Genomic DNA, 13,551 nt, shown 5'->3' on the forward strand with positions numbered 1-13,551 from the left:
GCGACGCAGGGGCCGTTCTCCGTACGAGCGTGCTGAATGACGCATTTCGCGCGGCCTCCAGACACGGCGACCTGAACGGGCCTGACGCATTCCCGCACAGTCACGTCGCCGGCATAGACCGTTTTCGTCGCCAACGCTCGGGTCGTCAAAAGCGCCGAATGGCAGGTCGATGCGTTCGTGCAGACTCGCGGGAGGAAGCACGGGCTTATGCTCCGCCGGTTCGAAGACACGGGAGAGTTCGAGAAAGATGCGTCTGAACATAGGTTGCTTCCGGATAGCTGCCGTTCCGGACGCCTTTGCCCGAGAAGTTTTTGCCCCGCCCGCTGCGATGTATCCGATCGCACATGGCCAGCGTCGATGCTGGTTTTTGGCGGCCAATCGAGAATGTCCGAGCGCCCTGCCGGGTGACCAGGATGAGCGCCGCCCGACATCTTCAGTCAGCGCAAATTCTCCCTGGAATAAATCCGGAGAACAAGCCCTTTCATAAAGATCGCTTGCCGAGGTCCGATGACTGCCGGTATTGCCGTTGTGGCAATCGATCGTAAGGGACAAGGCACCTTATTCGAGAATCAGGAACTTGTCGCGATTCTTCGCGTCCTTGATCCAGTTTGGTGCGCGTCCCCTGCCGGACCAGGTGGCGCCGGTCGCCGGATCACGATACTTCGCAGGCAGCGCATCGGGCGAGTGTCGCGGCCTGCCGCGACGACTACCAAAGATCTCCCGTTCCGTATATCCGAATTCAGCCACTTTTGCGCGGATATCAGCGAGAACCGCGTCGTATTCCTGTTGCCGAATGGCGGCCGCCTGACTCTCGAGTTCGGCGAGTTGTGCTTTCAGTTCCTTGTACGTTGCCACGGAATGTCCCCCCATGTGGAAACCACGCGCTCATGATAGTGACTTTTGTCCGATGCTGATCCGAAGCGGGATGACCCTCAGGCTCATGCTAAATCGCAGTCCTGTTTTCGGCGGAAAGCGGCATATTCGCCGGGAATGGGCAAACCATTCCATGCGCGCCCCGCAGCCCTTCGGCGAATACCCTGGATTAGGTAACGTATGTCAACCGCCGTGCTATGCTTGCGTTATGCGGTTTGCGAGCTGCAATTGTGAAGCAGCCTGTCGCATAGAAGGAGTTTCAAGCGTGGATGAACGCAAACGGGATAGCATAATTTCATATCTTCGCCACAGGATGGCGGAGTTCGGGATCGAGCCGGAGGATGTCGCGGCCTCGATCGCAGAAGACCAGCTTCGGCAGCGCGCCGCGCGGTACCAGAATGCATCAGGAGAAAAGTGGGACGGCCAGGGCGAGATTCCGCAGTGGCTCGTTCAGGCGATGAGCGCGGGACAATCGCGCGAGCACTTCGCCATCAGCGCCCCGGTCGAGAAAACGGCGGCCAAACGCCGTGAAGTCAACTGGGCCGACGATCCGTTCGCCGGTAGCCGTCTGGCGACCGCAACGCCCGAGCGCGTGGGTACCCTCTGAGCATTCGTGAATCGACGGCGCGGTCGCGACGTTTCTGAAGTGCGTCCAAAGCGGTGCGTTATTGGGCCTGGATGGCGCCGAAGTCAGTCCGGAATGGACGGTATCGCCCTTTCAATTGCATTGAGTGCGCGGCTGCCTGCCGGCTCCCGTTGGCTTTGTCTTTATTGCGGGCAAACTCCGGCAATCCTGGCGTCGTTTCTCGCTACCGCCAGGCATTGAGTCGTTGTCGCTAGCCGCGCGGTTAGTTCCAACGTGGATTCCAGGCATCTATTCGGCTGTGCAACAGCCGAAGCGGCATCACCATACATGGCGTTTTACCGGTATCGTTATCCGCTGGCACGCCTCTGCCCTGACACTCGCGACTTTGACGCGTCAAAGATGAATTGCGGCATCCACTCTTGACGAGCCGAGACGGATCCCAATATGGCATTTCGATATCCATTAATCGGCTACTCGATATGCCTGACAGCAAAAACTATCGATCCTTGCGTCAGCGGTCCGCAGGCGCGCATGCGAAGTCGCTCTTTCTCCCCATGCCCCGGAAGGAAGCCTCGGATCTCGCCTTGCGTGCGCGGATCGCACTTGAGCGTCTGCGCAATGGCGAAGCCAGCCGCTCGCTCGTCAATCTCATTTCACAGGTTGTGATCATCGCGGGGTTCATCATCCGTGCGGGACATGGGAAGCTCGATATCGCGGAGATTGAACGCGTTGAACGTGGGCTCGGACAAGTGCTCTCCGAGGCGGATCACACGGGAACGTGGAACGTGTCCGAGTCGTTGATCGACGGTATCACCGCCGTGGTCAACGAGTACGACCGTCAACTGTGCGTGACCCGCATGGAGATCGTTGCCCGGGCGAGCGATCACCTCGGAAAGCTTGTTGATCTCGCCGTGCGTGAAACGCGCACCAATGATAGCCACCTCCAGGTTGCACAGTAGCTTCTTCGTGTTTCATCTCGCGCCCGATGGAACCTGAGTGATCGGGCGTCACAGGATATAAATTCAGCCGGAGTAGCATGAGGTTCTCCCGGTCCCATCTGTCTCGGCCGTTGCGCTGCTGAAATTTCAGGCGTGTGGGTAACATCAACGGCTTCCATCGCCACGCGGGTTCCTCCGCCCCACGTACCGACTGAGCCTTTCCATGTCGGCAAGACTCAAATCGTGTTTGCGCCTCAGGTTGCGGATTTGGGTCAGGTCGACTCATGCCTGTTTCGCCGCGAGAGCGACTACTGGCTTCTGAAGCTTTGCAAAGTTCGGTGACCAGTAATTTAGGATTACATAGCTGATCGCGAATTTGGCTACCGATGTTCGTTTTCGACGCGGCCGGCTGCTGGGACTTTTCTCTGCATCTAGAAGGATTAACAAGAGGACACGCCCGATAGAGGTGAGCGAGGACAATCTGAAATATATTTAGTAATGCAAACTGTATCTTGATGATATTTGGCGGCAAAGGAGCCAAGGGCTATGCTCGGCCAGGCGGACAAACTTGAACACGTCAAAGCCCGGTGTGGGATCGCATGCTCGGCCTACTTCATAAGAAGGCACCGGGAACATCGCTCGCGACTTACCGCCCACTCCCGCGTGCCTAACCAGTAGCAAAGACACACATAAGTTCGCACAGGAAGCGCTACGTGATTCGTGCTGCAAAGACGGTGCGGGTCGCAGTGAGATATGTGCTCAACCTTCCGCCGGGCAAGAAGTGCGTAAGCGGCGAGCATTGGTGGCAAATGCCAGTGTCTGAAATCTTCGCCCCGTCTTACCCCGCTCAGGCAGTCGACTGATCTGCACGCATGCCGAGGAAGCTCCTCAGTCCGGCGATATGCGACCGCACGACTTCGGTAACAGGCGCCTTGCCCGGAAGCGACAGGATAGCCACAGGCGGCGCCTGGACAACGCGGCGGATCCGGCCGCCTTGGAGCGCGCTCGCAAAGCCTTGCTTCCAGTCGACCGCCACACGTTCAACGCCCTCGTCGACGTTGCAGACCGTGAGTTGCTGGCCATCAGGAGCGATGCTGTAGCGTACCAGGCCGTCGGCGGACTCGAATGTCTCGCCGGCGTGCCGTTCGGCAACGACAGTGGCTTCCTTGGTCTGTACGGCGCGTTGCTGCACATCGAGCTCAGCAGCACGCTTTTGACGGATCTGATACCCAAAATCAACGGGGTTGCGAAGCAGTGCACCGAGATAGTTGATCGGGGTGCGAGCTTGCTTCAGGTGTTCCCACGTAGCTTCGACAACTTCTGAGAGGCGCTTGCCGTGTTCGCGTGCAATCCGCATGAGTTTGAAAATCAGGAAATCAGAAAAACCCAGCACCTTCAGACGCTGAAGATCCGCGGGCACCTGTCCTGATTGTCTCTTTTGAAAAGAAGTAGGGCTAAGATCCTTATATATAGCGCCGTCTGCCACCTTGGCAGACGGACCCTGCAAAGAATCGGATTCGGTAGGCGTGACAGCCGGCGAAGGCAGGGAGGCAGGCGCGGAGACGGCAGGACGGCTCTCAGTGAGGCCGAGCAGATCCGTTGCACGTTGGGTCAGGTGCAGGTACGCGCGACCAAAGAGGCCCGCCTCAACGTAGCGGGACTGCGCGCGCCGATCGATCAGACCCGCGGCTTCCAGATCATCCAGGCTACGGTAGAGCGTGCGCATTGATTGCATCGCGCGTCCGGTCAAAAGCTCGCGACGAGCGAAGACAGCCGCAAAGGGACGCTGAGCGTCTACGGTACGCGCCAGCGCGGACAGGAGTGCGCGAGCACGTTGCGGAAGGCCTTCGATATGAGCGGCACGGAATGCTGCCCGGAAAATGACCCAGGGCAGATTGGTTGCGTCGCAACTGAACTCAACAAGCGCCTGCGAGTCCGGTGCGGATACTAAAAGGTGCGTTGCGTCGGGGTGAGCGTCACCCTCGCCAGCAACGTAACGTTGCGCGATAGACATTTTTAGCGGCCAAACCAAAAAATGGTTGGTCAGCGCTTGACTGTCTGTCGCGATCCGCTACACTCGGGTTTAGCGTTAAGCCCTTGCCGGTTCCAGCCGGTGAGTGTAACGAGCGAGGTTCCAGCCAAGCCCGTTGCAAAAGCCCTCGGTTCCAGCCGAGGGCTTTTGTTTTTTCAGGGTTCCGTTAGTTCATATCGACTCTCGACAGAAGCTCAGAAACTTAAGTCATTGATTTTCAAGGATATCCAAATTGGATGTTGAGCCGAACCCGGATGCCTTGTTCTGCTAAGTCATTGATTTCATTGCTCATCCAACTTGGATGAGCCCTGTTCTTTCTCCAGCTCCGATCGAATGAAGGCGGAGATCTTCTCGCTCCACTGAGCGGCTTTCTCGCCCCCATCTTTCCCGGCAAATCGAACGCCAATCACGCCGCTTCTCACCGATACGTCGCAAAGCTTGCGCTTGCCGACCATGATCGCTTCCGCAGCGGGTGCGGCGGTCTTTGGCTTGGCGGGCGCGGCAAGTTCGAGCGCTCTTTCCTGCGTGATCTCCGTCGACTCAATCAAGGCCTTGATGGCATTCGTCACCTCAGCTCCGCGACCTTGTTGCGTGAGCGCGGCGAACTTCGCTGCCGCAGTTCCGCCGAGTCGATGGGGGTTGGTGGCGAGCAGATCTTTCGCTTCGGCGGGCAGGTTGTCGAACGACAGAATGCGCGCGACATGGCTCTGCGCCAAACCAGAAAGGCGGATGATCTCCGCCTGCGATAGCCCTTGGTGTTCCTGAATCCGGAGGAATTGCCTGTATTTCTCGAAATCCGGAAGCGAAGGTGCCAGCAGATTGGAGAACAGCGCGGCCAACTCGATTTGGGCCGGCTCGCCGGTGAACGGCACGCCCCAGATCTTCGCGCGATGCAATTGATCCCTGTAGATCGCCACGCGGTTATTGCCGGAAACGATCTCGTTCCGGCCGTCCCCTAGCGGGCGATAGACGATGGGGTGGGTAAGCGGGTTGGAGGCGAGGTTGTCGCGGAGTTCGACGAATTCCTGTTCAGACAAAATGCGGCGACGCCCTGGTATCTCGACAAGCGTAGCGATTTCGACTTCTTGCGCGCCGCTCGTCCCCGCGGACTCCAGTTCCTTGATTCGATCCAGCGCCTGTTGCAGTTCCTTGTCCTTGTCGGCAAGAATCGGCAGCGAAGCCATAAGTTGGCCAGGTGCGGTCTTCGGGCGGCCCGGCACTTCGTTGTCCGGTCGCTGGGGCCGCGGCGCGGCGCCTACGGCCGATGACTTGGCCGCCAATCGGTCTCTGATGCTCATTCACCCTCCTGTTCTGCTTGCCAGAGCGATACCAGTTGCTGGTCCACAATCTCTGAAAATCGGTCGTATGCCTCACGCGCGCGCTGATACGTCTTCAGGCTTCCCTGGTAGCGCGAGATGTCGTACACAGTGCCAAACTCGGCTGCCGCACTCTGGGTCACGGCCGTAGTCGGAATCTCGATCGGCAAAACCAAACCTTCGTAGGTCTTGTTGATCCAGTCCCGGACGATGGGCGTGGCCGCCTGGCTTTGATCGACCTTGGCCAGCAACACATGGATGAAGTCGAAACTCTTCTGGAGCGCCGGTGCAACCTGTTGCATGCTTTCGGACAGGTCGGCAAAAAGGTTCCAGAACTGCGTTGACGACGCGTAATCCAGCGCGCTCGGCGGCGTGGGGACGATGAGTCCGTCTGCCGCCATGAAGGCATTGATGGTCAGGTACGACAGGGCAGGGGGCGTGTCGATGATGACAACGTCGTAGTACTCGAGCAGCGGTTCGAGGCCCTTGTTCAACACGTTCCAGAACTGGAAAGACTGATCCTTCGACTGCTTGAACGGCAGAAAAAACTCCGCGCCGAAGAGCGCGGCGCTTGCCGGAATCAGGTGGATGCCGTCCCAGTACGTGCCCTGAACGGCGTACTCCAGATCGGTCTGGTCCCCGTAGATCAGCGGGAGGACGGTTTGTTCGTCTGTCACTTCGCTGTCGGCCAGGATGCCGTTGAGTGCCGTGAGCGATGCCTGCGGGTCGAGGTCGACCAGCAGAACCTTGCGCCCAAACAGCGAGAGGCCCTGGGCGAGCGTCATCGCGGTCGTGGTTTTACTCACGCCGCCCTTGAAGTTACCAATGGCGATCTTCTTGCCGAGCACGCCTTCCGGGCGCTTCACGTACGGGGCGACGCGGTCGATCCAGACGCGTGTTTCCTGCAACGTGAATTCGCGGCTGCGGCTGTGGCGCAGCGTACCCTGCGGGAGGTCTGGTTCGGTGCGCGAAAGGTAGTGCATTCGCTGCCTGTCGAGATGACATAGTTCAGCGACTTGCGTTGTGGTAAAAACAGGGGGATGCTTACGCGGATGCGGCGCCAGCATGCTTTCGCGCACGTCGATCAGCATGCCGCTCGCGTTGACTGCAATTTCCTTGATGTCGGAAAGCGGTCGGCGCTTCGGTGCGCTCTTCAGCTGGATGGACATCTGCGATGCCGGTCCCTTTGTAGCGCGCGGGCGTGCGACGGTATTCATTGGTTAGCTCCCAATTAGCCTCCCGGTGCGAGTTTCGCTTCCGAGTATTCGTTTCAACAAAGAAATCGAAAATGAGCTACTGCGTGTTGAATTTCACAGAAGAATAGAGGTTAACCTCGGGCTGTGCAAGTTAACTTTTCGGTCTGTCACCATCTTGAAACCCGCTTCGCTCCTGGGGTTGCCGGAAAAACCTCGAAACTGGTTCAGTAGCTCGTCAGTTTTTGAGATCCGGATGGCCGCTGCGGACGGGTTTTCAGTGGCAGATTGGGGCGTCAGCGATGCAACTGCGTGGTTGCAGAGCGTTGGATGGCGGTGGAAACGGCCGCTTGGGCCGCGCGCCAGCATGACGCAGGGCCGACTGGGGTCCCGTGTCTATGATTCGTTGGTTTTGGAACATTTGGCCGATCATTCGGCCGATCGCCCGTTTGAGCGTCTAATCGCTCGTCCGGGGATCAGACGTTGTGAAACAATCGGCGACAAATCAGCGAATTGCTGAATGGAAATATAATCAATGGGTTAGCGTGAATCGCGCCCCATTGTTTCACGCGCCAGGCGTATTCGGCGCCGGATGAAGCCGGGCGATCAACATGGGCGCGCCGTGCTTGCAGTCATTTCCGTAATTCACAAGCTCAATGTGATTTTTGCTACGTAATGTGTAGTGCATTACATGTAGCAAGTCATTATCACGCTGGAACGCCGGCCCGAGGCGAGGGCAGTCATCAAGAAGAGAAGGGTTGCCGAACAGCGAAGCGGCGCCACGCGCAACCTGATAGGTGACGCGCTGGCGTCAACCGCCGTAGTTCAGACAGGCAATCTCCACGCATCGACTGTGGTGCCGCCCGGGTAGCCGGCGAGACTTGGTGCAAACCATCGTCTTCAGGTCATCGACGACACGCGCGGGCAGGTCTACCCACGCCGCGCGAAAGAAAGTCGCGCCAGGCATTCGCGCATGCCATAGATCGCGACTAAATGGTCAATCGAGGTGCTCGGGGAACTATGGCGCAATTCGGATCCGGCCGAACCCGCTACAGGTGAGCCCGGCCGTCATCGCCACACTCGCCCTTAACGCGGTAACCACACCGGCTCGCCGCTGCCCAGTTCAGGAGTCGTCCCGAACCACGTGCACGGTGTTTCCGACATGCGCAAGACCGGCCCGAGCGTTTTCAGGTCGCCGTACACGGTGCCGTCGCTGCGGACCGCGAGCGCTTCGAACTCGGCCGGAGTCAGGCCGCCGGGCGCATTGGCGAAGTCATCCAGCAGACCCTGACGTTGCAGCAGCATGGCGGACTGACAAAGCGACACCTGCACACGATAGGTGCCGCCTTCGCGGGCGCGCCGCGCGAGCGCGATCAACGCGCCGAACGTGGCGAGGAAGCCGGTGAGGAAGTCGCAGGTGAACACGGGCGTGAGTTGCGGTCTACCCGCGCCGGTCGCGAGCCCCTGCGTTACGCACATGCCGGTGACCGCCTGAGCGACCTGATCCCAGCCGGCGCGATCCGCGAAGGGGCCGCCGGAACCGAAGCAGTTCACGGAAACGTGAATCAGGCCGGGGCGCAGCCTGACCAGTTCGTCCACGCCAAAGCCGTGTGCGGCGAGCCGGTCCGGGCGATAGCCGTCGATCACGACGTCGGCGTCTTTGACGAGATCGCGCAATCGCGCGGCTTCCTCCGCGCGGCCCATGTCGAGGAAGCAACTGCGCTTGCCGTGACTCGTGTCGCGCACAAACGAAGGGACCTGTGGCAGTTGCGAAGCGGTGACCATCAGCACGTCCGCGCCATGCTCGGCCATCCCCAGCCCGGCAGTCGGCCCCGCGAGAATGCGCGTGTGGTCGAGCACGCGGATGCCGGACACGGGACGCTCGCCGGTCGGCAGGGGTTCCGGTTCGCCCTCGGCGAGCTTGGTGATCTCGACCACGGGCCGGCTTGCCAGATACGCACCGTGTGGATGCGCCAGCCATTCCTCAGGTGTGCGAACCTTGCCCGCGCAGGCTTGCGCGGCGGCGATGGCGTCTTCAAGTGCGTCCGAATCCCAGCGCGCCACGCCGGCACGGACCGACTCGACCGTGCTTTGGCTGTCGAGCACATCGAGCACCCGGCGTTCAAGGTGCGCGAGATTGGTATGCGGCAACACCCAGCGGCCGTCGCGCGCCTGCCATGGCTGCGTGAGCGAGACCATGTGCTTCATCGCGTCGGAATAGGGAATCGGCCGGTATTCGCCGTGCTCATCGCGCCGCAATGTCATGTCGCCGCCGTAGCGCGAGGTTGCCGCCGCGGCGCGCACGTCAATGCTGATTGCCTGCCTGCGCCCGGTGCGCAGTTCCCAAAGGTCGTTCGCCGCGACGCCGCGCGCCGCAAGCACGCCTGCCGACGTTTCGCCGATCCGGAATGGCGACGCGTAGAGCGGGTCCGAACCGGTGATATGGACCTCGTCGGCGCCAGGCGGCGTGCCGCCGCGGATGGCCATGAGTTCGGCGTAGGCGCCGTTCCTGTGTAGTGCGTTCATGCTGTTTGCCTTGTGACGAGAGGGATTCGGGTGGGATTAGGAGAGTTCGCCGGCGGGTACGCGCGCCGGGCTGCGTTCGAGCAGCGAGACCACGATGCCGACCGCGAACGCGAGCGGCACGGTGATGATGGCGGGCGGGTCGATCGGCACCGCGGGAGCCGGAAAGCCGAGCACGGCAACCCAGATCGACGGGCCCAGGATCGTCAGCAGCAACGATGCGGCGAGACCCGCGCCGCCGCCGCACAGCGCGCCGAGTGTCGTGAAGCGCTTCCAGTAGATCGCGAGGATGAGCACCGGGAACGTGGACGAGCACGAAATCGAGAACGCCAGGCTGATCATGTACGCGATGTTTTGCGTCCTGAATGCAAGGCTCAGGGCGACGGCGATAGCGCCGATCAGGACGACCGCGATCTTCATCACGGTCATTTCCGTCTTCTCCGCTTTTTCGGGGTCGTGACGGTGTCGGGTCAGGGCGCCGCAAATGTCGTGGCTGATGGCGGTCGCGCCCGACAAGGTGAGCCCGGAGACGACTGCGAGTATCGTCGCGAAGGCCACGGCCGCGAGAAAGCCGAACAGCGCGTCGCCGCCCAGCACGTAGGCCAGATGCAGTGCGGCCGTGTTGCCGCCGCCGATCAGGCCGCCGTGCGCGTCGAGGAACTGCGGATGCTTGCGCAGCAAATAGAGCGCACCAAACCCGATGATGAAAATCATGGCGTAGAAGCTGTTCATCAGGATGGTGGCCCACAGCACCGAGCTGCGCGCGGCCTTCGCGTCGGGAACGGTGAAGAAGCGCATCAACACGTGCGGCAGGCCGGCCGTGCCGAGCATGAGCGCGATACCCAGCGAAAACGCCGAAAGCGGACTCTTCGAGAACGAGGCCGGGGCGAGAATGCCGTGACCCGCCTTGTGCACCGCGGTGGAATCCGCAAGCAGCGCGCCATAGCTGAAGCCGGTTTGTTTCAGCACGAGCACGCAGAGCAGTGCGCAGCCGGAAATCATCAGTACGGCCTTGATGATCTGCACCCACGTAGTCGCCATCATGCCGCCGAAGGTGACATACAGGATCATGAGCGCGCCGACCAGCAGCACTGCATATAGATAGTCGATGCCGAACAGGATTTCGATCAGTTGCCCTGCGCCCACCATTTGAGCGACGAGGTAGAACAGCACGATAATCAGTGAAGCGCACGCGGAAAACACACGTATCGAAGGGCCGTTCAAACGCGCACCGACGACGTCGATAAACGTATATCGCCCCAGTTTGCGCATGCGGCTTGCCATCAGGAACACGACGATAGGCAGTCCTGTGGTGTAGCCCACGGCGTACACGAGACCGTCGAAGCCCTTGAAGAACACGAGCGCGGTCAGCCCGAGCAGCGCGCCGGCGGACATCGCGTCGCCGGCGATGGCGAGACCGTTCTGAAGGCCGGTGATCTGCCCACCCGCGGTGTAATAGTCGCTTGCGGTGCGGGTGCGCCTGGCGGCCCACCACGTAATGCCGAGCGTGATGGCGATAATGCCCAGAAAGAGCGCGATGGCGATGCCGCTCGTGGCCTGTGCATGCATGCCGGCAGCCATTGCATTCGAGGCGAGGCCCGGCAGAATAAGCAATAAACAAAGGGCTTTCACTTCACTCTCCTGCGCCGCTGTTGGCAACGCCGACGTACACGGCGGTCAATACGATTCCGCATGCGATGACCGCCAGTCCGCTCAGAAAGGAAAGCGGAATGCCGATGTCGAAAACGTCTTTTTCCAGCAGTGCGGGATGAAACGTGCATAGCGAGATAAACGTGAAAAACACGGCGACCTGAATGACGGTCAAGGTGATGCCGAGGCCGGTGTGTTCGTCGCGGTCGGATGACGACGCGCAGAGGGGGATGCCTGCAGTATCCATAGTGGGTGTGCGCTTGGCGAGCGTCTCGGGTAGTGGGTTCAAACATGCTCCCGGCCGGTGCGGTCAGGAGGAGGAAGTGCGTAAACACGCCGGAGGCGACGCAGGGGGTATGCCACTGACCCGCGCGTTCACTCGTGGAGATAGAAGCCATTCGATTGAATGATGGCTCGCCGCTTTTTAACGGCGTATCTGGGCAAACAGCACGCCTGAATCCGCTTTCGTGCGGCAATTCAATGCACGACACAGGCGTGACTTGTGCACCACAGTCGAACTGCCGCTGTGGGTGATGCGTCAATCGCGGGCGGTGAAGTGACGTCGCGGTGCATTTTCCGGTTTCAAACCACCCGGTAGCCATGGCATGAACATTGCCCGCTTCCACGCGTGTTCAGCGCGACGTCATCCGGTCAAAACGCTGAACGCGTGTTGTCTGGAATCGAACATCTGGGGAGGGCGGATTGCATGGATTCAGGAGATCTGACTTATTTCGCGGCGGTGGCGCGCACGGGAAGCATCACCAAGGCGGCGTTGTTTCTGGATACCGTGCAGTCCAATGTCACCCAACGGATTCGCCGTCTGGAGGAAGAACTCGGCGTACCGCTATTCCATCGTCATGGTCGAGGCGTGTCGCTCACGCCCGCGGGATCGCAACTGCTTCCCTACGCCAGCCAGATCGATCACATGATGGTCGAGGCGCGCCGCGCCATTGTCAGCGAATCGACGCCGGGCGGCATCCTGCGCATCGGCTCGATGGAGTCGACCGCCGCCGCCCGCTTGCCGGACGCGCTCGTCGACTATGCGCTGGAGTATCCACGAGTCGACATCTCGCTCTCGACGGGGACGTCGCAGTCCTTGATCGAGGACGTGCTCGAACGGCGAATCGAAGGCGCGCTGGTGTGCGCACCGGTCGATCACGTCGATCTGGTATCGGAAGGCCTCGTGACCGAGGAACTGGTCGTGGTGACCGCGCCCTGGGTCCGGCACGCCCAGCATGGTCACCGCTACCCATGGGCCGAGTCGCGCGGCGAGCTGAAGATCGCCATCTTCCGTCACGGCTGTGCGTATCGCGAGCGCCTCGAACGCCTCTTGATTCGCAGAGGCGTGACCAGCATCAAGCGCATGGAACTGGGCACGCTCGACGGGTTGCTGGGTTGCGTTCGCGCGGGCCTTGCGATCAGTCTGCTGCCGAGGTCGGTTGTCGCGCCAATGGCCGAGGCGGGCAAGATCGCCATTCATGCGCTGCCGGACGACGAGGGTGTGGCCGAAACGCTGCTCGTGCGCCGCCGCGACGTATTTCTGTCGCTCGCGCTGAAGTGTTTCATCGACACACTGCGCGAACACTTCGGGACGGCGGCCGAGGCGCAGCCTCGCGCCGGTGAGGTGCCGCGCGAAGTCTCCACGCGCTAGCCGCCCGCAACCGGCCGAGCGTTTTCACGGCGAGCGCGCGCCGCTCGCACGCAGAATCATGCGCACGACTTCCTCGGTCGTCGCCTCGAAGGCCTTTGCCGATAGCGCGCGCTTGCCCGAGAGCGCGCGAATCTGCGCCTCGAAATCGGCATAGTGCTGCGTGGTCGCCCAGATCATGAAGAGCAGCGCTTGCGGATCGACGCTCGCGAGCAGGCCCTGGGCGATCCATTGGTCGATCAGCTTCACGCGCGTTTCCATCCACGGCTTCACACGCTCCAGCAGAATGTCCTGCATGTGCGTCGCGCCGCTGATGATCTCATTGGCCCACACCTTCGAGCCGAGCGGCCTGCGCCGCGAAAGCGCCATCTTCGCGCGCACGTAGCCGCCAATCGCTTCGACCGGATCGTCGCTCGCATCGAACGTGTCGGCAGCGGCGTTCCATTCCTCGAACAGATCGTCGAGCACGCGCCAGTACAGCGCCAGCTTGGTTGGGAAGTAGTAGTGCAGATTGGCCTTCGGCAAGCCCGCGCGCTCCGCGATCAGCGCGGTGCTCGCGCCTTCGAAACCGCGCTCGGCGAATACGGCCTCGGCGCAGGCGAGCAGATGCGCTTCGTTCGATGCGCGAATCGAGGCCTTGCGCCGCTGCGGCTTGTGCGCCGCGTCAGCGGCTTCCTGCCTTTCCCGCACCTGCCCGGCGGCGCGCGGCGCAATGGCTGTGGTTCGCGTGGTCGTTTCGTCGTCGCGCATCACATTCGGTCCGTTCTGAAGAAAAGAGGCGCGGCGCGGTGG

At 61.0% G+C, this 13,551-nt stretch carries 11 protein-coding genes; 3 read left to right on the plus strand and 8 right to left on the minus strand.

Annotated features, from left to right (window positions below):
* Positions 1–558: 558 nt before the first annotated feature.
* Complete coding sequence (locus C7401_RS31920; RefSeq protein ID WP_112175456.1) at positions 559–855, minus strand: H-NS histone family protein; 297 nt, start codon at positions 853–855, stop codon at positions 559–561.
* Positions 856–1,138: 283 nt separating this feature from the next.
* On the opposite strand from C7401_RS31920, the gene C7401_RS31925 reads away from it, so the two are divergent.
* Together C7401_RS31925 and C7401_RS31930 are read left to right on the plus strand one after the other, a co-directional pair.
* The gene (locus C7401_RS31925) at positions 1,139–1,480 is read left to right on the plus strand and encodes an H-NS family nucleoid-associated regulatory protein (RefSeq protein WP_112175458.1); all 342 of its coding nucleotides are present in this window, start codon (positions 1,139–1,141) and stop codon (positions 1,478–1,480) included.
* 458 nt (positions 1,481–1,938) lie between these two features.
* Positions 1,939–2,418, plus strand: coding sequence for a hypothetical protein (locus C7401_RS31930; RefSeq protein WP_258397309.1), 480 nt, complete (start codon positions 1,939–1,941; stop codon positions 2,416–2,418).
* Between the two features lie 826 nt (positions 2,419–3,244).
* Here the strand turns inward: C7401_RS31930 and C7401_RS31935 are convergent.
* The 6 genes from C7401_RS31935 to C7401_RS31960 form a co-directional block, all read right to left on the minus strand.
* Positions 3,245–4,411 (minus strand): Replication protein O, encoded by a 1,167-nt coding sequence (locus C7401_RS31935; RefSeq protein ID WP_112175462.1) that lies wholly within the window; start codon positions 4,409–4,411, stop codon positions 3,245–3,247.
* A gap of 299 nt (positions 4,412–4,710) precedes the next feature.
* Positions 4,711–5,727, minus strand: coding sequence for a ParB/RepB/Spo0J family partition protein (locus C7401_RS31940; RefSeq protein WP_112175464.1), 1,017 nt, complete (start codon positions 5,725–5,727; stop codon positions 4,711–4,713).
* The gene (locus tag C7401_RS31945; RefSeq protein WP_112175466.1) at positions 5,724–6,962 is read right to left on the minus strand and encodes a ParA family protein; all 1,239 of its coding nucleotides are present in this window, start codon (positions 6,960–6,962) and stop codon (positions 5,724–5,726) included. The genes C7401_RS31940 and C7401_RS31945 overlap by 4 nt, the downstream gene beginning before the upstream one ends.
* A gap of 1,062 nt (positions 6,963–8,024) precedes the next feature.
* Positions 8,025–9,464, minus strand: coding sequence for a CoA transferase (locus tag C7401_RS31950; protein WP_220092878.1), 1,440 nt, complete (start codon positions 9,462–9,464; stop codon positions 8,025–8,027).
* 36 nt (positions 9,465–9,500) lie between these two features.
* Entirely contained in the window at positions 9,501–11,093 is a 1,593-nt protein-coding gene (locus C7401_RS31955) for a sodium:solute symporter family transporter (RefSeq protein WP_258397310.1), read from the minus strand.
* Between the two features lies 1 nt (position 11,094).
* Positions 11,095–11,400, minus strand: a complete 306-nt coding sequence (locus C7401_RS31960) for a DUF485 domain-containing protein (protein ID WP_133254617.1) — start codon at positions 11,398–11,400, stop codon at positions 11,095–11,097.
* A gap of 417 nt (positions 11,401–11,817) precedes the next feature.
* On the opposite strand from C7401_RS31960, the gene C7401_RS31965 reads away from it, so the two are divergent.
* Complete coding sequence (locus tag C7401_RS31965) at positions 11,818–12,762, plus strand: LysR family transcriptional regulator (protein ID WP_112175470.1); 945 nt, start codon at positions 11,818–11,820, stop codon at positions 12,760–12,762.
* A gap of 24 nt (positions 12,763–12,786) precedes the next feature.
* On the opposite strand, the gene C7401_RS31970 is transcribed toward C7401_RS31965, so the two are convergent.
* Positions 12,787–13,512, minus strand: a complete 726-nt coding sequence (locus C7401_RS31970) for a TetR/AcrR family transcriptional regulator (protein ID WP_112175472.1) — start codon at positions 13,510–13,512, stop codon at positions 12,787–12,789.
* Positions 13,513–13,551 lie beyond the last annotated feature (39 nt).

The organism is Paraburkholderia unamae, assembly GCF_003268775.1.
Taxonomy (GTDB): Bacteria; Pseudomonadota; Gammaproteobacteria; order Burkholderiales; family Burkholderiaceae; genus Paraburkholderia; species Paraburkholderia unamae.

What these genes read in the sequence shown, in the direction of transcription:
- C7401_RS31950 (WP_220092878.1), bottom strand. Translation starts at nt 9,464, where the DNA reads ATGAACGCACTACACAGGAACGGCGCCTACGCCGAACTCATGGCCATC.
- C7401_RS31940 (WP_112175464.1), bottom strand. Translation starts at nt 5,727, where the DNA reads ATGAGCATCAGAGACCGATTGGCGGCCAAGTCATCGGCCGTAGGCGCC.
- C7401_RS31935 (WP_112175462.1), bottom strand. Translation starts at nt 4,411, where the DNA reads ATGTCTATCGCGCAACGTTACGTTGCTGGCGAGGGTGACGCTCACCCC.
- C7401_RS31965 (WP_112175470.1), top strand. Translation starts at nt 11,818, where the DNA reads ATGGATTCAGGAGATCTGACTTATTTCGCGGCGGTGGCGCGCACGGGA.
- C7401_RS31930 (WP_258397309.1), top strand. Translation starts at nt 1,939, where the DNA reads ATGCCTGACAGCAAAAACTATCGATCCTTGCGTCAGCGGTCCGCAGGC.
- C7401_RS31945 (WP_112175466.1), bottom strand. Translation starts at nt 6,962, where the DNA reads ATGAATACCGTCGCACGCCCGCGCGCTACAAAGGGACCGGCATCGCAG.